Origin of the sequence: Psychrobacter cibarius (assembly GCA_030686115.1) — a bacterium.
GTDB classification, from domain to species: Bacteria; Pseudomonadota; Gammaproteobacteria; order Pseudomonadales; family Moraxellaceae; genus Psychrobacter; species Psychrobacter cibarius_C.
This window is the reverse complement of record CP131612.1, coordinates 3,193,455-3,213,964: the sequence shown is the minus strand read 5'-3', so window position 1 is coordinate 3,213,964 and position 20,510 is coordinate 3,193,455. Positions and strand designations below refer to the sequence as shown.

Genomic DNA, 20,510 nt, shown 5'->3' with positions numbered 1-20,510 from the left:
AAGTTTTTATAAAGCTCAACGCTCGATATGTGTTTGATGTATTAAGCTTCGATATATTTTATATTTGTGAATGTTCAACGCGCCTTAATGATTATAGTTCGCTTGGGGCGTGATGCTCACAGGCATGTGGTTGATGTACATAAGGCTGCTCATAATGATGCCCAAATAGCTTTTGAAACTCACTACTAATGGCAAGCTCGCTTGGTTGTCCCTCACAGCAAATATGCTTATTAAGACAAATCACACGTCGACTGCCTTTCATGACCCAATGCAGATCATGCGATACCACCAGCATGGCACAACGCAAAAACTCTGGCAGCTCATCAATAAACTGATAGAGCCAAACCTCAGTATCAGGGTCCAGTCCTTGCATCGGCTCATCTAAAATCAATAAGTTGGGTTTGTCTAACAATGCGCGCGCGAGCAAGACCCTTTGTGTCTCACCACCCGACAGGTGCAGCATTTGTCGCGATAGTAAGTGCGTCAATGACAAGTTATCGAAGATAAATTGACGCTGCTCAGACGTTAAGCGCCTTTTATCCGCTTGTGCCAATAAATCGCAGACTCGTAATGGCAATATCGGCGGTACAGCAAAGCGCTGCGGCACATAGCCAAGCTGTAACTTTTGATGAGAGTTAATGTGCCCTTTAGTTGGCTCAATCAATCCCAAAATAAGTTTAACCAACGTTGACTTGCCAGCGCCATTTGGTCCAATAAGACTGACTGTTTCATTAACCGCAATGTCGATATCAATATGTGAGAGTAAGCGTTGATGCCCAATGTCGTAGCTGATATCGCTTAGGCTCAGCAGTTTACTCGCATTATTAATGGTATTGCCATCAACAGCGGAAAAGTTCGGTTGATTAGACGGTGAGGTAGACAGGCTCATAGTATGACAACCAATAAGTGAATGAGTAATACAAATAAAAAACGGATGACAAAGACTTACGCTTCAGTGGTTAGGGCATGTTACTGGCAGGCTTGGCAACGACCACTCAGCTCAATCACACTGCGTTCCACAATAAAGCCAACGTCTTGCTCAGCAAAACTCATCATTTCCTGTACGGGCACACTGCTACATTCTTGTACACGCTGACATTGACCACAGATTAAAAATGCTGCGGTATGCTGAGCGCGTGGGTGACAGCAGGGCACATAAGCATTGATAGAGGTCAGTTGATGTATCAAGCCTTCACTCAATAGAAACTCCAGACTGCGATAGACAGTGGGTGGCGCGACATTTTTTGGCGCTTGTTTTTTAGAGCTAATTTCTTTAGATGCCGCTTTCATTGGGTGCTGTTGCGAGTTAAGCGCTTCGATGCTGTCATCATTGTTATTGGGCTCTGATAAGCGCATTTGCTGCAATTGCGTGATCAAATCATATGCACCGATAGGTTTATTGGCTGCCAATACCAATTGATATATTTGCTGGCGCAATGGGGTAAAGCGTGCACCGTTCAGGCGACATTGTTCTTTTGCTGCCATTAGGCGCTCGGTCACGTCATGCGGCGTAAAGTCCTGCACATCATGTAAATGTTCGCAGACTGATAAACTGGTGGACATGGTGCAAGCTCCTACAAAAAAATGGCACTGTTATTATAGTAATTTATAATGTTATAGTATAACATACTAAAAATAAGAGCAGATAAGTGATCTTGGCTTATTTATTGATACCTTGATGATCACTCAGATACAACACTGATAACGTCTAAATGTTTCCACTTATATTTTATCTTTCATACATTAAAGAATCTATTATGAACTCAGTTTTCAAATATTTTTTAAGCTCAACCATTATACTACAGCGATGGCTCATCACGGGCATAGTTGCATTAGGCGTCTTTACTGTGAGTGCACAAGCGGCAACAGTCAGCGTGAGTAATTATCCACTGTTTTTATTGAGTCAAGCAGTGACTGAAGGTTCACCGCCCGCCAAGCAGTTATTGCAAGCAGGGGAGGTAGGTCATCATGGCAGTATCAGCCCAGGTGATATTAAAGCCATTCAGGACAGTAAATTTGTCGTGTGGTTTGGTGAGCCACTAGAAAATAACTTGGCGGCAAGCCTTAATACCGCACCCAATGCGATTGCCTTATTTGAATTTGATGCCTTTAATCGTCATCCGCTACGTGACGTCAAAGGCAAGCCTATTACTGGCACGCTTGATCCACATATATGGTTAGATCCTGAAAATGCCAAAGCCATGACTCGTGCCCTTGCCGTGATTCATAGCCATGCTAATCCGCAATATAAAGCACTTTATCACGCCAATGCGCAAAAATTTGCTCAGCGAATGGATAGGGGAGTGGCATCTTTCGTAAAACAAGCTAAAGGCAAGCAGCAAACCGAGCCTTATTGGGCCTATCATGATGCTTATCACTACATCGAATCCAGCACAAACCTAAAGCTTGTTGGCAGTTTAAGCACTGATCACCATCTAGCACCACGAGCAAGCCAAATACGCTGGCTAAATGAGAAGCGTCCAGCTAAGCAAATGTGTCTGGTTAGCCCAAGTCAACCAGCCAAAGGTCTACTCGCTAAGTTACAGCCTGTAAAAACCACTGTGCAACCTGAAGATATGAGCAATAGTAAAGACTTTGTGAGTGGTTGGCAGACGATGGCACAGCAAATCTATCAATGTATATCGTAGGATAACTGATTAACCATAGTGGCTTGCAACGCTTGAGCAGCCATTATGTAGTCATACTTTGGGTGTTATCCATTGGTCAGTAACTATGATGTCTATGAGTGATTCAGCTAGGTCACTGATAAAAGGTATATTTTTCTTGCTTAACGGTGGTATGCCCCTTATAATAAGTGGCGTTTTATTTTGGTTAAAAGGTAACACCTGTAGAGTGAGCCGTTCACGGATAAAAGTGTCGCGACGATGTTATATTGCTACCTTATCCCAATGCTGTAAGGCTATAGGATTGCATTACCGATGACCAAGCCTGCCAAACGCACACAAAAAGATAAAATTGGCATCTATATCAAACGCCAAGCGTGGATATTATTTATCCTTATTATTATTGCTTGGGCTTTAGATACCAGTTGGCTACATAGTGAGCTTACTGTCGCAAAAAGCGCCGCTATTGGTGCGCTACTCAGTTTTGCAACCCAAGCTGTATTTGCTTTTTTTATCTTTTGGTACACTGGATATCGCGCGCGCCAACACATTGTTAGCCAGCTATATCGAGGTCAAATGGCCAAATGGCTATTGACTGTGTTTGGTTTCGCACTAATTTTTATTACCGTACAACCCCTATCTGCGCCTGCGCTATTTATCGGTTTTATGGTAATGCAAATTAGTCACAGTTGGATGTTGTGGCATATACGCTAGCATTAATAGACGATGACTATATCAATAGTTGAGTGCTTAATAGTGCTAGGCAAGTCACCCTGCCGTCCAGCTTCTCTATGACTGATTTCATAAGAAAGTCAAAACATACAAAACTGTCTAAAGACAGCGCCAATGATCATAAAGACTGTGATATGAGCGTTTAAATGAGTATAGCGTGTGATAATGGAGTCGATAGCCAATTATTAGCTATCAGTATTGCCTCTAATTAAATTCTTACAATTTAATTAATCACGCAAAGCTATGTTAGTAAACGTTAATAGTAGCTAACTTATTCATACAGTGCATAAAAAAGTCATAATTGACTTTACACGAATACAACGCTGCATTAATATAGGCAGCTAAATATTTTGCTTATGAACGCTGTATTAAGCGTCGATCGTGGAAACGCGGCAGTAAGTAAACACAGATATAATAATTTCGCGTACATATACAAGGGCTATTACTGAATCATCATAAGCCCTTTTTTGATAGCTAAAATTTATCTTAAGTTATCAAATTGCGCACTAGTAATAGAACTATGGGTTGGATGTTATTGATTACATGAGCGCTTTAGCATGGTTCATCGGCTTGCTAGCAGGTCAAATAGGATCATTAAAACCTCATCAGATGACAACCATATTTTTGGTAGTTGATTAAATCGTTGATTAATAAGAAGCTGACATTATGGCAGGCGAGCAAACAACAACAGACTATATCTCTCACCACTTAACGAACTGGACGTACGGCTATCTGCCGGGCGAAGGCTGGAAAGTTGCCTATACTGCTGAAGAAGCTAGTGCAATGGGCTTTAAAGCCATCCACCTTGATTCTATGCTTTGGTCAATTGGTCTAGGCATTGTTTTCTGCGCCATCTTCTGGATGGTCGCTAGAAAAGTCACTTCAGGCGTGCCGGGTAAAACTCAGGCCGCGGTTGAGATGATCGTTGAGTTCGTTGATAACAACGTTCGTGATTCGTATAGTGGTACCTCAAAGCTGATTGCGCCTTTGGCGTTGACTATCTTTGTATGGATATTCTTAATGAACTTGATGGATTTACTACCCGTCGATTTTATTCCTATGATTGCTGGCCAAATCGGCGCAATGATGGGACATGATCCACATCATGTGTTCTTTAAGATCGTTCCAACGACGGATCCTAATATTACGCTTGGCATGTCTTTTTCTGTCTTTATATTGATTCTGTTCTATAGTATCAAGGAAAAAGGTTTGGGCGGCTTTGTTGGCGAGCTAACACTGCATCCGTTTAGTGCCAAAAACCCTATCGTACAAATTATTTTAATACCCATCAACTTTATCTTAGAGTTTGTTACTTTGATAGCGAAACCTATCTCTTTAGGTCTGCGTCTATTCGGTAACATGTATGCTGGTGAGTTGATTTTCATACTGATTGCTCTAATGCCGTTTTGGATTCAATGGGCGTTATCAGTACCGTGGGCTATTTTCCACATCTTAATTATTACACTTCAAGCGTTCGTATTTATGATGCTGACGATAGTTTATATGTCACTTGCATCATCAACTGAACATTAATTAGACATTCAATAGGTAAATGAGGATACATCCATGGATCCAGTATTAGGTGGTTACACAGTTATCGCAGTAGCACTACTTATCGGTTTAGGTGCACTAGGTACAGGTATTGGTTTTGCTATTCTAGGTGGTAAATTCCTAGAAGGCGTTGCGCGTCAGCCAGAACTTGGTTCACAGCTGCAAACTCGTATGTTCATCGTAGCAGGTCTTCTTGATGCTATTCCGATGATCGGTGTTGGTATTGCTATGCTATTGTTGTTCGCTAACCCTCTAGCAGGTTAATCAGAAAGCTCAGTTGTAAATGTTTGGTAGTCAAAGTTTGTATCTTAACCATAGCCAAAGTTTGGCTATCAAATATGATCAATGAAACTGATTTTTCATTAACAAAGAGGTGATCACGTGAATATCAATTCTACCCTCATCGGTCAAGCCATTGCTTTTGCAATCTTTGTGATGTTCTGCATGAAATTCGTGTGGCCACCACTTATTGGTGCCATCAATGAGCGTCAGCGTAAAATTGCTGAAGGCCTGAATGCCGCAGAAAAAGCAAAAGCAGATCTGGCAACCGCTGAGCAAGACGTCCAGCAGGAGCTTGATCTTGCAAAGACCAAAGCTGCTGCTTTAATCGAGCAAGCGAACAAGAGTGCTAACCAGCTTGTCGAAGATGCAAAAATGCAGGCCCAAGTGGAAGGCGAGCGCATTCGTCAACAAGCGCAAGCGTCTATCGACCAAGAAATCAATCAAGCGCGTGAATCATTACGTGCCCAAGTTGCTGAACTGGCTGTACTTGGTGCAGAAAAGATTTTGCAAGACAAAGTCGATGTGCAAAAACATGCCAGTATGTTAGACCAACTGGCGGCAAAGCTGTAACTGTGAGGATATAATGGCTGACTTATCAACCTTAGCACGACCCTACGCTAAAGCCGCGTTTGACTATGCCAACGAAAACGGGGCCGTAAACGAGTGGGAAAATTTCTTGTTTGTCGCCAGTGCAATTGTCAATGACAAAGCGTTCCGTACATGGCTAGAAAATCCAGCCGTTACGGCTGAGCATAAGTCAGCTGCTTTGGTTGATCTTTATGACTCACAAGTGGCTGGTGATAGCGACTCTGCTTTTAAACAGCTACTAGGCGAGAGCAAAGGCTCTCGTTATGGTAATAGTATTAGCTATCCTAAAGTGTCACCAGCGCTCAATAATTTTATTAAGCAGTTGGCGCAGCAAGAGCGTCTGGCGCTGCTTCCTGAAGTTTATGAGCATTATCGCCGCCACAAGGCAATAAGCTTAAAGCAGCTTGATGCTTACGTGACCTCTGCCTATCCATTGACTGACGCTCAGCGTGAAATGCTTCAAACGCGCCTTGCTGCATCGTTAAATGCTAGTGTGGTGATTCATGAGTCGGTCGATCCAAGTCTATTGGCAGGCGCTACCATCAAAGTCGGTGACAAAATCATTGATGATTCGATGCGCGGCAAGTTACAACAGTTAAAAACACAGCTAACGGCCTAATGCCATTTACCAGCGCAGTCATCTATGATTTGCGTGAAAGTAAGAGCATTTAAGTCAGTGGGCGGGTTATCATAAATTAAAGGAAACAAGGCAATGCAACAATTGAATCCAGCGGAAATCAGTAACCTGATTAAGCAGCGTATTCAAGACCTTGATGCGGGTGCAACTGCAAAGAATGAAGGCACGATTGTCAAAGTATCTGACGGTATCGTGCAGATTCATGGTCTTGAAGATGCCATGTACGGCGAAATGATTGAGTTTGAAGGCGAAATCTATGGAATGGCGCTTAACTTAGAGCGTGATTCTGTCGGCGCGGTAGTACTTGGTGATTACCTAAAGCTGCAAGAAGGTCAAAAAGCCTATTGTACTGGTCGTATTCTTGAAGTACCAGTAGGTCCTGAGCTGCTAGGTCGTGTTGTTGACGCCTTGGGAAATCCTATTGATGGCAAAGGTCCTATCGATGCCAAAATGACTGACAAAGTCGAAAAAATCGCCCCAGGCGTTATTGATCGTCAGTCAGTAGATCAACCAGTAATGACGGGTTATAAAGCCGTTGATACTATGATTCCAATTGGTCGTGGTCAGCGTGAGCTTATCATTGGTGACCGTCAGACGGGTAAAACCGCGATGGCTATCGATGCGATCATCGCGCAGAAATCATCTGGTATCAAGTGTGTATACGTCGCAATCGGTCAGAAACGTTCTACCATTGCAAACGTCGTACGCAAGCTTGAGCAAACTGGTGCATTAGCATATACCACGGTTGTGGTCGCATCAGCATCAGAGCCTGCAGCACTACAGTATATCGCACCGTATTCAGGTTGTACGATGGGCGAATACTTCCGTGACCGCGGTGAAGACGCACTGATTGTATTTGATGACTTATCAAAACAAGCCGTTGCTTATCGTCAAATTTCACTATTGCTACGTCGTCCGCCAGGTCGTGAAGCGTATCCTGGTGATGTATTCTATTTACATTCACGTTTACTTGAGCGTGCATCACGCGTAAACGCGGCGTACGTAGAAAAGTTCACTAATGGTGAAGTAGTTGGTAAAACCGGTTCTTTAACCGCACTGCCAATTATTGAAACCCAAGCTGGTGACGTATCTGCATTCGTACCGACTAACGTGATTTCAATCACCGATGGTCAGATTTTCTTAGAATCAAGCCTATTCAACTCAGGTATCCGTCCAGCAGTTAACGCTGGTATCTCGGTATCTCGTGTGGGCGGGGCAGCTCAGACTAAGATCATCAAGAAGCTATCTGGTGGTATCCGTACTGCACTAGCTCAGTATCGTGAACTGGCCGCCTTTGCTCAGTTTGCATCAGATCTTGATGACGCGACTCGCGAACAGCTTGATCATGGTGAGCGTGTGACTGAATTGATGAAGCAGAAGCAGTATCAGCCAATGTCAATCTCTGAGCAAGCTGCAGTTATCTATGCATCGAATGAAGGCTTTTTAGCGGACGTTCCTGTCGAAAAAATCGGTTCTTTTGAAGAAGCTTACTTACGCTATATGCATGATGAGCAAAGTGAATTGATGCGTGAGATTGATGATACTGCGAATTATAATGATGATATCGCAGGTCGTTTGAAGTCATCTTTAGAGACCTTTAAACAAAATCACAGTTATTAATTTAACGGGTTAAGCCGAATTGGTTATGGCTGTCTTTGATGGCTGATAAAGTGGCGCATTGTCTTGTATTTTTTTATTAAGACAGTAGCGCCACTATTCTAACCATTGACGGTATTAGATCGCGTCATGCACAAAATATATAACATTAATCTGTTAGATCGATGTTATATACTAAATAATTGTCGCATGCGCCAATGCTTTTTAACCCTCTTATATTGGAATCATTATGGCAAGCTTAAAAGAGATACGTGCCAAAGTCACCAGTATTAAAAGCACCCAAAAAATTACTCGTGCTATGCAAATGGTTGCGGCAAGTAAAATGCGCCGTGCCCAAGAGCGCATGGAAGTGGGTCGCCCGTATGCTGATAGTATGCGCCGGGTTATTTCACATTTGGTGCATGCCTCATCAGACTATAAACATCCGTATATGGTCTCGCGTCCAGTCAATAAGGTTGGCTATATTGTCATTACCTCTGATCGCGGTCTGGCGGGTGGTTTGAATATTAACTTATTCAAAGCTTTATCTAAGAGTATCCAGCAGTATCAAGATCAATCTGTACAAACTGAGTTTGCAGTCATTGGCGCTAAAGGTGTGAGTTTTTTCAAAAACTTTGGTGGTAAAGTGACCTCGGCAGTAACCGATTATGGTGATAAGCCAACGTTTGAGCAGATAAACGCACCGGTTCAAGCGATGCTTGACGATTATACTAACGGTAAAATAGACCGCATCTATGTGGTTTATAATAAGTTTGTTAATGCGATGACCCAAAAGCCAACTGTCAATCAGTTGGTACCTTTACCAGACAGTGCGTTTGGTGAAGAAGAGAGCGGCATTCAAACAGAACTGAGCTGGGATTATATCTACGAGCCTGATATCAAAACATTGATTGATGAGTTGCTTGGCCGCTATATTGAGTCGATTGTGTATCAAGCGGTAATGGAAAACATTGCCTCTGAGCAGTCCTCACGTATGGTTGCGATGAAAGCGGCGACAGATAATGCTGGTGACCTAATTAACGATTTACAGTTGGTTTATAACAAGCTGCGTCAAGCGGCGATTACCCGAGAAATCTCGGAAATCGTTGGCGGTGCTGCTGCTGTTTCATAATTGAAACCCCTTATGAAACCCACTATATACAGAAGTTCAAGGAGAACGCAATGAGTAGCGGTCGTATTGTACAGATTATTGGCGCGGTTCTTGACGTTGAGTTCAACCGTAGTGAAGTTCCTCAGATTTATGATGCCTTGCAAGTAGATGGTACCGAAACCACCCTAGAAGTACAGCAACAACTAGGTGATGGCATCGTCCGTACTATCGCAATGGGTTCAACTGAAGGCCTAAAGCGTAACTTAACAGTCACTAACACTGGTGCGCCTATTGCTGTGCCTGTTGGTATTGGTACGCTTGGCCGTATCATGGATGTTCTTGGTCGTCCTATCGATGAAGAAGGTCCTGTAGAGGCTGATGAAAAATGGTCTATCCACCGTGAAGCGCCAAGCTACGCGGATCAGTCAAACAGCACTGAGCTGTTAGAAACTGGTATTAAAGTTATTGATCTACTTTGCCCGTTTGCTAAAGGTGGTAAAGTTGGTCTGTTTGGTGGTGCTGGTGTTGGTAAAACCGTTAACATGATGGAGCTGATCAATAACATCGCTCTAAAACATGAAGGTTTGTCAGTATTTGCTGGTGTTGGTGAGCGTACACGTGAAGGTAACGATTTCTATCACGAAATGCAAGAAGCGGGCGTTGTAAACACTGAAGACTTTAGCAAATCTAAAGTTGCGATGGTATACGGCCAGATGAATGAGCCACCGGGTAACCGCTTGCGTGTTGCGTTGTCTGGTTTGACCATGGCTGAATACTTCCGTGATACGAAAGATCCTGCCACTGGCAAAGGTCGTGACGTATTGCTGTTTGTTGATAACATCTACCGTTATACACTAGCCGGTACTGAAGTATCAGCACTACTTGGTCGTATGCCATCTGCGGTTGGTTATCAGCCAACACTTGCTGAAGAGATGGGTATGCTACAAGAGCGTATTACTTCAACTCAGTCAGGTTCTATTACTTCTGTGCAAGCAGTATATGTTCCTGCCGATGATTTGACGGATCCATCACCAGCAACGACGTTTGCGCATTTGGATGCAACGGTTGTATTGAGTCGTGATATTGCTTCACAAGGTATCTATCCTGCGGTTGATCCGCTAGATTCAACCTCGCGTCAGCTAGATCCATTAGTCATTGGCGAAGAGCATTATAACGTTGCTCGTGGCGTGCAAGAGATTTTGCAGCGCTATCGTGAGCTAAAAGACATCATCGCTATCTTGGGTATGGATGAGTTATCAGAAGAAGATAAACTAGTCGTTTATCGTTCGCGTAAGATTCAGCGCTTCTTGTCACAGCCATTCCACGTTGCTGAAGTCTTTACTGGCGCACCTGGTAAATATGTACCACTACGCGATACCATTGCTAGCTTTAAAGCAATCATCGCTGGTGAATACGATGACCTACCAGAGCAAGCGTTCTATATGGCTGGTGGCATCGACGAAGTTGTTGCTAAAGCAGAAAAAATGAAATCTACTGCAGCGTAAGTTGTGTTAGCATTTGCTAAAGGGCAGATAGGCTATAAAAAGTCTATTTGCCAGTTAGTAACGCCTCGCAGTTTTGATTGTGTTTTGATCGTAAGGAGTTAAGTATGGCAACGTTACAATGTCGCGTCGTAAGTGCTCGTGAAGAGTTGTATTCAGGCGAAATTAGCATGTTAATAGCTACTGGTACCGAAGGCGAGATTGGTGTATTGCCAGGTCACACACCGCTTATTACTTTGTTAAAACCGGGTGCGATGCGAGTGCAAACACCAAACGGTGAAGAAGAAGTGATTTATGTATCAGGCGGTGTTTTAGAAGTACAGCCGAAGATGGTTACCGTATTGGCTGATACAGCGATGCGTGCACATAACCTTGATGAAAGCAAAATTGTCGAAGCACGTAAAAAGGCTGAGCAAATGCTGGTTAATCAATCGGATACTGTACAAACTAATGCAGCTTTAGCATCATTAGCAGAGTCTGTCGCACAGCTACAGACTATCCGTAAGTACAAAAACCGCGCTTAATTTTTTGTGGAAAATTTTAGAGTTTCCTTTTGACTCTTACCACAGATATAAAAAAACAGTCCATCATGGGCTGTTTTTTTATGTTTATTATTTAATATTCTATGCTTGTTGATCTAGGATAAATACACGATTTATGATGCAATTTTGAGCTCAACAGCCAGTTTTTTAAATATGAGTGTTAACTAACTATGTATCCACTAACCATGTATTTACTAATTATTTATCGAAGGATAATAGGCAGTACTGGGATAATAGATGAAAAAGTCACTGGCAGCAAAGGTGATATGTCGCTATATTAGACGTAACAGGAATACAAGTATCGGTATCAATCAAGTATCCTATCGCTGTGCGCTACATTAAGATTGACTACTTATAGAAACTAAGGTGAGGAAAGGGTCGTAAAAAAACATTTCACTTGCTATTATTTGTATAAAGCTCATAATTTTTGGACGTAAACTAAAGTTTTAATGGGTGTAGTTTATAGGTTTTGTTAACGACTATAAGCTATAGTATAGGAAGCTGTATGTTTAATAGTATACTGTGCTACCAAGTTTGTAACAGCTATACCAACATCAATTGTGCCACTTAATGGTGCTATTAATTTTACCGCTCTTACTTTTACTGCTTTTAAATGAGATGTATTAGAGGATATAACAATGACAACGAATGAAGAAGACAACACCCCCCGAATTTTGATTGTTGAGGATGATGAGCGTCTGGCCATGTTGACTCAAGATTACTTGGTCAAAAATGGTTTAGAAGTCGCTATCGAAACCGATGGTAATCGTGCTATTCGTCGCATCGTCAGTGAACAACCAGATTTGGTCGTACTTGATGTCATGCTTCCTGGTAGCGATGGACTGACGGTATGTCGTGAAGTACGCCCGCATTATCAGAATCCTATTTTGATGCTGACTGCGCGTACTGAAGATATGGATCAGGTACTGGGTCTTGAGATGGGTGCTGATGATTATGTCGCTAAACCTGCTCAGCCACGTGTCTTGCTAGCACGTATTCGTGCGTTATTACGTCGTTCAGAAAATGCCCCATCAGAAGATGTGCCACAGCGCCTAGAATTTGGTGAACTGGTCATCGACAATGGCGGTCGTTCTGTGAATTTAGGTGATGAGTTGGTTGATTTCACCAGTGCTGAATATGACTTATTATGGTTGCTTGCTTCTAATGCGGGTCGAATTCTTTCGCGTGAAGATATCTTTGAGCGTCTACGTGGTATCGAATATGACGGTCAAGATCGTTCAATTGACGTTCGTATCTCACGCATTCGTCCAAAAATCGGTGATGATCCAGAAAATCCAAAACGTATCAAAACCGTTCGTAGTAAAGGGTATTTGTTCGTTAAAGAAGGCAACTAAGTCAATTTTGCTCCGGCAACGGCTTATTGCTCATTAGCATGACCAAAGAAACCAGCAACTAGGCTGGTTTTTTTGTGGCTAAATTTTAATTTTTGAACTTAAATACAGCGTTATGTGGTTTAATTAAGCAATTATTGTGGGTGCTGCCTAAATGTACATGAGGTAAATGGATTTTAGGTGATGCTCAGTTATAAATTAAAATACAGCAGCCAGAATGGTTTTTTATTCAACAGTGTTTGATATCATTTATCACGCAGCGCTTGTTTGCTGAATGATGTCGGCAGTTTTTATTCATTAAGTTGGTTACGGCACGTATGTCATTAGTCTCTTCTTTAAAACACAGTATCTTTGTTCGTATTTATGCTGGGCTACTCATAGTCTGTTTGTGTGTGGCATTGTTTGCTCAACTGTTGATGGATACCATCAACAAAGAGCGCGTCCAATCCTACCGTGAAAACATGGCAACAGGGGCTTTTCATCTGGTGAGTGAAGGTATCGCTCATCAAGAAAGTGAAGAGCAGCGTGAATATTGGTTGTCTGATGCCAGTAGTTTATTTGGCTCAGAATTCAAAGTTTTGCCTATTGATGAAGTGGACTTTAATGCCAGTGAACTGCGGCGTTTTGAAAATGGCAATACGGTCGTTCGTTATACCGAGCAACCTGTCTATGCCGATGTGTATTATCGTCTACCGGACAATCAAAGCGTTTTGACCGCTAGAATATCGCAAGTGACTGAGCAGCAAGTACGGGCAATCGCTGTATTTCTATTGGATGATTTGTCTTACTATGTGACGTTATCTGACAAGCGTGCCCGTTTGGCTGAACTGGAAAAAAAGTTTTCCTTTCCTTTAGAGTTTAAAGCCGTCAATACACTGGATTTGGATACCGATCAGCTTGCACGATTACGCCGAGATGAAGTGGTTATTTCCTTACAAGATACCAATAGCAGTAAAAGTAATTCGGCTATTAGAGTAGTGGTGCCTTCTGAAATCAATGACATGGCGATATTGATTGGTCCGGTGCCATTATTCAATTGGTTCCCACTTAATCTGATTATTAGTATGATTCTTATCAGCATGTTTTTAATCAGCTTAGGCGTGTATGCGTTGATTTTTCCACTTGAGCGTAAATTGCAGTTGATTCAGGTCGGTGTTAATGAGGTGAGTAAAGGTAATCTTGAAAGTCAAGTTCAAGTCATTGGGCAGGATGAAATTGCCCGTTTAGCCGCGACTTTTAATGCCATGACCTCACATATCAAGCGCCTTATTGAGTCGCAGCGAGAATTAACGCGAGCGGTATCACATGAGCTGCGTACACCGGTGGCTCGTATTCGTTTTGCCGTTGATATGTTGGCTGATACGGATGACGAAGACTCGCGTTTTATGCAGCGTGATTTTATTGATGAAGATATAGAAGCGCTTAATGGTTTGATTGATGAGATTTTGACTTATGCCAAGTTAGAGGAAGGCTCACCAAAGCTGGATTTAGAACCAGTCAATCTTAGAGAGTTATTGGAGCAGATTGAGCGTGAAACCAATGCCTTGGGTAAGCCTATCAAAATAGTGACCAAGCTGCCGAATGCTAAAGTCACCGCTGTCGCAGATAGGCGTTATTTACACCGTGTGATTCAAAATTTGGCGGGCAATGCCTTACGTTATGCAGAGACCACGATTATCATTAGTGCTGGCGTCAGAAAGGGCAATGCTTTTGTTAGTGTTGAGGATGATGGCCATGGTATTCCAGAAGCAGATCGCGAAAAGGTTTTTATTCCATTTTCACGCTTAGATGACAGTCGTACACGCGCTTCAGGCGGTTATGGTTTAGGCTTGTCTATCGTATCGCGCATTGCCTTTTGGTTTAATGGTAGTATGAAAGTCGATGAGAGCCGAGAGCTTGGCGGTGCACGATTTGTCATGACGTGGCCTATCAAACCACTGACACAAATTTTGGCTGCTGATGAACTGACGCAAGAAAAAAGCGAGCGTGGTTTTGAAGATAAATAATGCCACTGCACAGGATTGTCGTTATTTTTTAGTATAAAAATAGCGGCATCAATTAAGCAGTGTGTGACAAATAAACTTGCTCAATTTCTAAGAAGTGTTCTCAATTTCATGTTTAGAATGAATACACACCTTAGATAGAATTGTCGGTTAATTTTTATTATTAACGGTTTAAAGATAGCTTTAAATCAGAGGAGGGCAAAGAATGCCATATTTATTTGGTGGTTTGGTGGTACTAAATGCAATAACGTTGGGCTACTATTTATTCTTGCAGCAGCCATCGACGACGCAAACGTTGACAGCAGCGCAAGAAAATATTACTCAGCCATTAGCGTTTACGAATAGCGCCAAATATATTCCACCTATCATTGGAAACAAAGACTAGATGTGATACACCTAAATAGTCGCAGCGAATTGTTTTGAGCATTTATTAGCTTTAGTGATGAACAATTCAACTGCTATCAGTCTTCTTTGTTCCAAGTCTTGTCATTAAAGACAGGCATTTTTTCTGTATCGTTTGCCATGGTTGTATCTCCAGCAACCTTGGAAAGCAGAGGAATACGCACACACACTTGTAAACCTCCGTCGGGATGATTAATGGCTTCTACCGTCCCATGATGCAATCTGGCAATACGATCGACAATCGCTAGACCTAAACCACTGCCTTGTGTGGTACGTGCTGTCTCTCCGCGCTCAAAAGGCTGCATAATACGTTCTAACTGATCTTCTGCAACGCCATCACCACAGTCACGCACACATATCAGCAATTGTTCTTGCGCTTCTCTATTGACGACATTTTCACTGACGACATCGCTATCTTCCTCTTCAATGGTTTCTATAAAAGTTGGCACAACAGTCGCTGATAGGTAAATGGGCGGTTTGCCATAACGCTTGGCATTATTGACCAGATTGATCACAAGGCGTTTGATAGACATGGGGCGCACAGGAACCACTTTGTGACACTCTGATTGATAGATGAACTCCATTGGTGCAAATTGCACCATAATCTCATTAAAGATGGTATCCAAATTGGTTAGGCTGACTGGCTCATCGGAGCCATCTTTCATAAATGAGATAAACTGCTCTAAAATGGCATCCATGTCTTCAATATCATAAATTAATCCCTCTCGAAAAAAGTCATCAGGTAGCATCTCAGCAGTCAAACGCATACGAGTTAAGGGCGTTCGCAGATCATGCGAGATACCAGCGAGCATAATCGTACGCTCTTTTTGTGCTTGATTTAACGTCGTGAATAGACGATTGAATGCCATGTTGACCTGACGTATCTCCGTAGGGCCTTTTTGTGTTGGCAACGTAGTGGCATGACTGAGCCGAATATAATTGGTCGCAGCACGCTGCAAATATCGTAGCGGACGATTTAATTGCCGCGCCAGTAGAATAATAGTCAGCAGCGATAAAATAGGCAATCCAATGAGAAACAGCACCAACAATGCTGGACTATATTGTGAATAATAAACCACGGGTTCACGAATCCAAAAGCTGTCATCACGGCTGTCTTGCACCCAAAGCTGCGGTGTCGGTTTGAATTTAAAATAAACCTCAACAGGTCGACCCAATTGCGCACCGATTTCGCGTTGTAATACATCAGTGAAGACACCGACAAAGGCCTTATCAGACACTGCTGGAAAGTCATTAGGGTTATTCACTACCACGACATGCGAGTGTTGATAAATCCATTGGCGTACTTCAGGACGATTTTTCCAGTCTTTGTTGACACTATTCATCAACTGCAGCTCGCTCGTTAAGTAACGCGCATGGTTTTTAAGCTCGGGTAAATATAGACTGCGCCAAAAAAACAGAATCGACAAGCTGACACTGATAAGAACAATGAAAGAGACCATCAAGGTTGTCAGCCAAGTGTTGGAGTAAGAGCGCGTGAACCGCCCTTTGCGACGTGGTTGCGATTTTGGTGTGGTCATATGGATCCAACATATTAAAAGATGCTTTATTGAGTTTAGTGTAAAAATGGTGCTTTTTTATGTCGTTCAAACACAACGTGCCATACTTATGAGTAGCGTAATAGTTGTGATTCTTGAGCGATAGCATCATTCACTCGCTGACTATGTCATAGAGTAGCATAATCAATGAATGACACGGATGGCTTTAAAACAGTAGGCAACAATTGAATACTCAAATTTGCACTAATATAGTACTGAGTAATATAGCACCGAATAATACAGCAACGAGCCATTTGGACATGATGTAGAGGCAGTATCTTCAGTTAAAAATCAGTGGTGATGATCAATTGTATTTTACATCGATGGGCATTTAAGCTATTGTTAATAAATAATTAAATAAGTGCAGTTTATGTTTTCAATAAATCAAGACTGTGATATAATTATGCCCTTTTTGGTATACCTGCGAAAGAGAGAATTCACATGGTTGTTATTCGTTTAGCACGGGGCGGTGCCAAGAAACGCCCATTTTATCAAGTAGTTGTTGCTGATCAACGCCGCGCGCGTGACGGTCGCTATATTGAAAACATCGGCTTTTTTAACCCACTCGCTAAAGAGTCTGAAGAAGCAGTACGCCTAAATATGGAAGCGTACAATGCGTGGATCGCAAAAGGTGCACAACCTTCAGATCGCGTTGCTTCATTGGTAAAAGCTTTCAACAAGTCTGTCGCGCAAACTGAAGCAACTGCTTAAGTTTTGTGGTCACTGAGACGCTGATAGCTCGTCTATAAGCAGTCTCGATAGACTTTAGTAAAAAACATAGCGTAACTGGTCTAACTAGGTACGCCATTAACTGTTTATCGCTTTTAACTGCGTTTATCGTTTTTAATTGCTTTTTATTTATCTTCGCTGTGTTCATCATTGTTAGGTTAGCCGTTATGTCTTCTGCTCCAAACGCTAGTGCCCTTATGAAAATTGGTCAGCTCAAAAAGCCTTATGGCATCAAAGGTTGGCTTTGGGTATTTAGTGAGACAGATGATCGTACGGCGATATTTGACATTAAACCTTGGTGGATGAAAACTGCTACCGGCATGAAACCTTTAACCGTTAAGGCTTGGCGTGAGCAAGGCACAGGAATTGTGGCTCAGTTTGAGCAGATTCCTGATCGTAATGTTGCTGAGACTATGAACGGGGTAACTCTTTGGGTCGAGCAAGACATCTTGCCAGAACCCGCTGAAGACGAATATTACTGGTCGGATTTGGTCAGCCTGCGCGTTGTAAATGAGCAGGATGAGTATCTAGGCGACATTACTGAGATGTTTGAGACTGGCGCTCACGCTATTATGCGGGTTGCGGCAAACTCAGACAGCTTAGATGCCGATGAGCGCCTGATTCCATGGCACAAGCAAACTGTAGTACAGGTCAGTTTGACTGAAAAAACAGTGCTAGTGGCATGGCCGAGTGATTATTGATAATAATTTTAACTTTGCGGTTAAGCTTTATCAGTAATAACACCGATTTATTTAGCCAATATTAGCCACTGCGCAAGTAGATACCTAATGTATTTTGCCGTTATTAGTATTTTCCCTGAGATGTTTGCCACGATTCGTGAGTTTGGAATCACGGGTCGAGCAGTCACTCAGAAACAAGTGACGATTGAATGCATTAATCCACGTGATTTTACCAGTGATAATTATCGCCGTATTGATGAACGTCCGTATGGTGGCGGTCCTGGCATGGTGATGATGGCTGAGCCATTATCCCAAGCGATTGAGGATGCGCGCCTGCGAGCAAGTCAGCACGGCTGCCGTGTCGACAAAGCGCACTGTCCGGTGATTTATATGTCGCCACAAGGACAGACGCTGAGTGAGAGTAGCGTGGTCGATATGACTGAGTATGACGGCATGATTATATTATGTGGTCGTTACGAAGGCATTGATGAGCGCCTACTGTCGCAATATGTCGACATGGAAATATCGCTTGGTGATTACGTACTTACCGGTGGTGAGCTACCAGCAATGGTGCTAATGGATAGTGTGATACGTCGTCTGCCTGATATTATGGGTGATGATAAGTCAGCTGAGCAAGACTCGTTCGTCGATGGCTTGCTTGATTGTCCACATTATACTAAGCCGCATGAGTTTGCGGGTATGGCAGTGCCTGAAGTGTTACTTTCAGGTCACCATGCCAATATCGCGAAGTGGCGCTTTAGTCAGCAAGTCGAACGTACGCAAGCGCGTCGTCCAGACTTATGGCAAGCGTTTACGCCAACGGTAGAGCAAGCAAAGTGGCTAAAAGCATTGGCGAAAGCAGATAAAAAACAGCGTTGATAGCGGCTAAAAAGATAAACAGTTAAGCAACAGAATTTTGAGCAACAACAAAACGAGTCATAGCATAATGGCCGTTTGTCATAACCCACTTACGTTGTGTCTCATTAAAAAGATACGATCCATTATTACAAACAGGTGATATGCGTCAAGCCTCTATTATCTAATGTGAGGAGATAACTCTCATGAGCAACAAGCATCCATTGGTTCAGGTCATCGAAAATGCTCAATTGATTGAGCGCCCAAGCTTTGCACCCGGCGATACCGTTGTGGTTCAAGTAAAAGTACGTGAAGGTGAGCGTGAGCGTTTACAGGCTTTTGAAGGCGTTGTAATTGCTAAACGTAACCGCGGTTTAAACTCAGCGTTTACCGTACGTAAAATCTCAAGCGGTGTTGGCGTTGAGCGTGCATTCCAATTGCATTCACCAATCATCGACAGCATCGAAGTGAAACGCCGTGGTGCTGTTCGCCGTGCGAAACTATACTACTTACGTGAGCGCTCTGGTAAATCAGCACGTATTCGCGAAAAGCTTGCTCCGCGTGCACCTAAAGCTGTTAAGCCAAAAGCTAACGCTTAGATTATATCCAGTATCTGCTTTTAAGCATTGTGCTTAATATCGCTTTATTGCTGAACCGTCTATTATGCGATTCGGCAATAGCGAAAAGCCAGATACAAGCCCTTATTCATAGGTTTATCATATAAATAAGCGGGTAGTACCAAAAAAGACAAAACCCCAATCTGTGCGTATGCCAGATTGGGGTTTTTGTTTCTGTCGTTTTAATTAATGCGCTTTAATTAATATGCTTTAAATCACAAATCTAGAGAAACGTTTTAAAAATTGCCCTTAAAGTTCTAACCATCGAAATTTTCGATACGGCTATTTTGGTCTTTAGATTTGCTGTACTTACGCAAGCGTATATAGAGCGTTTTAGTGACGGTAGCGATAACTTTTTGTTGATCATCGACGATATCTGCTTGGTATTCCCGAAATACCGGCTCGCCTTCTTTTGCTAATTCTTGAATCGTGGTGATTTCATTGCTAGGAATTTTTAGGCGTGCAGTGACTTTGCTATTACCAGGCGCAATAAACTCAATATGTGAGCTTTTGTCCCAGACTACGTAACTGCTGCCCAGTTGGTGCATCAGCATTATCATATAGAATGGATCTACCATCGAATACAGGCTGCCGCCAAACTGAGTGCCTACGATGTTTTTGTTCAGCGTATTTAGCCCCATACTTACCACGCACAAACCTTGATCGAGATTGAGGTGATCGATTCTGATACCAGCGCCTACGTACGGTGCATAAGTGTTGATACGCAGCTTCAGTAGGTGAGGTGTCAATAACGGCATGATACTTTGTTTGGCTCTGCGTTTTAGCGTCTCAAAATTGGTAGGTAGCAAACTCATAAATTCGTCCTATTGCTTCTTTTATATTTTTTAGTGATACCGTTTGAATCAAATTTTTTAGTGTACTTCTATCAAAGAGCAGTCACGAAAGGGCATTTATCATAAGTAAAAAATATCAAAACCGCTAGGCTTAAAGCGTAACTGACATGGATTTTCTATAGTTACTTAAAAGTTATAATAAACTATTTATTATAACTATCTTTAATATTTAGTTATGTGATAACAAATATCTAGATACAGATAATTATTAAGAAAAAGGTCATTTATTCTAATTTAAAGTTTATATTAAGTGTGTTTTTTCCTCATGGTTTTCTATTAAGTTCAATTTTGCATTAA

21 protein-coding genes are annotated in these 20,510 nt (G+C 42.3%); 17 read left to right on the top strand and 4 right to left on the bottom strand.

The genetic code is table 11. The features are described from left to right. Nucleotides 1–91: 91 nt before the first annotated feature. Nucleotides 92–889 (bottom strand): metal ABC transporter ATP-binding protein, encoded by a 798-nt coding sequence (locus Q6344_13675; GenBank protein ID WLG13626.1) that lies wholly within the window; start codon nucleotides 887–889, stop codon nucleotides 92–94. Between the two features lie 80 nt (nucleotides 890–969). Next, entirely contained in the window at nucleotides 970–1,563 is a 594-nt protein-coding gene (locus tag Q6344_13670; GenBank protein ID WLG13625.1) for a transcriptional repressor, read from the bottom strand. 194 nt (nucleotides 1,564–1,757) lie between these two features. On the opposite strand from Q6344_13670, the gene Q6344_13665 reads away from it, so the two are divergent. The 13 genes from Q6344_13665 to Q6344_13605 all read left to right on the top strand — a co-directional run bounded on the left by Q6344_13665 (nucleotide 1,758) and on the right by Q6344_13605 (nucleotide 14,905). After that, nucleotides 1,758–2,648 (top strand): zinc ABC transporter substrate-binding protein, encoded by an 891-nt coding sequence (locus tag Q6344_13665; GenBank protein WLG13624.1) that lies wholly within the window; start codon nucleotides 1,758–1,760, stop codon nucleotides 2,646–2,648. Nucleotides 2,649–2,939: 291 nt separating this feature from the next. Next, nucleotides 2,940–3,338 (top strand): ATP synthase subunit I, encoded by a 399-nt coding sequence (locus tag Q6344_13660; protein ID WLG13623.1) that lies wholly within the window; start codon nucleotides 2,940–2,942, stop codon nucleotides 3,336–3,338. A 684-nt stretch (nucleotides 3,339–4,022) separates the two neighbouring features. Further along, the gene (gene atpB / locus Q6344_13655; protein ID WLG13622.1) at nucleotides 4,023–4,889 is read left to right on the top strand and encodes a F0F1 ATP synthase subunit A; all 867 of its coding nucleotides are present in this window, start codon (nucleotides 4,023–4,025) and stop codon (nucleotides 4,887–4,889) included. Nucleotides 4,890–4,922: 33 nt separating this feature from the next. Further along, nucleotides 4,923–5,171, top strand: coding sequence for a F0F1 ATP synthase subunit C (atpE, locus tag Q6344_13650; protein WLG13621.1), 249 nt, complete (start codon nucleotides 4,923–4,925; stop codon nucleotides 5,169–5,171). 117 nt (nucleotides 5,172–5,288) lie between these two features. Further along, complete coding sequence (locus tag Q6344_13645; GenBank protein WLG13620.1) at nucleotides 5,289–5,759, top strand: F0F1 ATP synthase subunit B; 471 nt, start codon at nucleotides 5,289–5,291, stop codon at nucleotides 5,757–5,759. 13 nt (nucleotides 5,760–5,772) lie between these two features. Continuing rightward, on the top strand, nucleotides 5,773–6,396 hold the full coding sequence (locus Q6344_13640; protein WLG13619.1) for a F0F1 ATP synthase subunit delta: 624 nt from the start codon (nucleotides 5,773–5,775) through the stop codon (nucleotides 6,394–6,396). Between the two features lie 93 nt (nucleotides 6,397–6,489). Further along, on the top strand, nucleotides 6,490–8,034 hold the full coding sequence (gene atpA, locus Q6344_13635) for a F0F1 ATP synthase subunit alpha (protein WLG13618.1): 1,545 nt from the start codon (nucleotides 6,490–6,492) through the stop codon (nucleotides 8,032–8,034). Between the two features lie 226 nt (nucleotides 8,035–8,260). Further along, nucleotides 8,261–9,142, top strand: a complete 882-nt coding sequence (gene atpG / locus Q6344_13630) for a F0F1 ATP synthase subunit gamma (GenBank protein WLG13617.1) — start codon at nucleotides 8,261–8,263, stop codon at nucleotides 9,140–9,142. 50 nt (nucleotides 9,143–9,192) lie between these two features. After that, a complete protein-coding gene (atpD, locus tag Q6344_13625; protein WLG13616.1) occupies nucleotides 9,193–10,626 on the top strand; it encodes a F0F1 ATP synthase subunit beta in 1,434 nt (477 codons plus the stop codon). 104 nt (nucleotides 10,627–10,730) lie between these two features. Next, nucleotides 10,731–11,147, top strand: a complete 417-nt coding sequence (locus Q6344_13620; protein WLG13615.1) for a F0F1 ATP synthase subunit epsilon — start codon at nucleotides 10,731–10,733, stop codon at nucleotides 11,145–11,147. A gap of 656 nt (nucleotides 11,148–11,803) precedes the next feature. Then, nucleotides 11,804–12,520, top strand: a complete 717-nt coding sequence (locus tag Q6344_13615; GenBank protein ID WLG13614.1) for a response regulator — start codon at nucleotides 11,804–11,806, stop codon at nucleotides 12,518–12,520. Between the two features lie 314 nt (nucleotides 12,521–12,834). Next, nucleotides 12,835–14,523 (top strand): ATP-binding protein, encoded by a 1,689-nt coding sequence (locus Q6344_13610; protein WLG13613.1) that lies wholly within the window; start codon nucleotides 12,835–12,837, stop codon nucleotides 14,521–14,523. 202 nt (nucleotides 14,524–14,725) lie between these two features. Continuing rightward, nucleotides 14,726–14,905, top strand: coding sequence for a hypothetical protein (locus tag Q6344_13605; GenBank protein ID WLG13612.1), 180 nt, complete (start codon nucleotides 14,726–14,728; stop codon nucleotides 14,903–14,905). Nucleotides 14,906–14,981: 76 nt separating this feature from the next. Here Q6344_13605 and Q6344_13600 read toward each other — a convergent pair whose 3' ends face one another. Further along, complete coding sequence (locus Q6344_13600) at nucleotides 14,982–16,460, bottom strand: ATP-binding protein (GenBank protein WLG13611.1); 1,479 nt, start codon at nucleotides 16,458–16,460, stop codon at nucleotides 14,982–14,984. A 459-nt stretch (nucleotides 16,461–16,919) separates the two neighbouring features. Between Q6344_13600 and rpsP the strand changes: the two genes are divergently transcribed. From rpsP to rplS, 4 genes are all read left to right on the top strand, one after another. Continuing rightward, nucleotides 16,920–17,189 carry a 30S ribosomal protein S16 gene (gene rpsP / locus Q6344_13595; GenBank protein WLG13610.1) on the top strand — a complete coding sequence of 90 codons (270 nt, stop codon included), beginning with the start codon at nucleotides 16,920–16,922 and terminating at the stop codon, nucleotides 17,187–17,189. A gap of 185 nt (nucleotides 17,190–17,374) precedes the next feature. Then, a complete protein-coding gene (gene rimM, locus Q6344_13590; GenBank protein WLG13609.1) occupies nucleotides 17,375–17,908 on the top strand; it encodes a ribosome maturation factor RimM in 534 nt (177 codons plus the stop codon). An 87-nt stretch (nucleotides 17,909–17,995) separates the two neighbouring features. Continuing rightward, nucleotides 17,996–18,766, top strand: a complete 771-nt coding sequence (gene trmD, locus Q6344_13585; GenBank protein ID WLG13608.1) for a tRNA (guanosine(37)-N1)-methyltransferase TrmD — start codon at nucleotides 17,996–17,998, stop codon at nucleotides 18,764–18,766. Nucleotides 18,767–18,948: 182 nt separating this feature from the next. Then, a complete protein-coding gene (gene rplS / locus Q6344_13580; GenBank protein ID WLG13607.1) occupies nucleotides 18,949–19,341 on the top strand; it encodes a 50S ribosomal protein L19 in 393 nt (130 codons plus the stop codon). Between the two features lie 275 nt (nucleotides 19,342–19,616). Here rplS and Q6344_13575 read toward each other — a convergent pair whose 3' ends face one another. Further along, nucleotides 19,617–20,174: a DUF4442 domain-containing protein gene (locus Q6344_13575; GenBank protein ID WLG13606.1), complete on the bottom strand. Its 558-nt coding sequence runs from the start codon at nucleotides 20,172–20,174 to the stop codon at nucleotides 19,617–19,619. Between the last annotated feature and the right edge of the window lie 336 nt (nucleotides 20,175–20,510).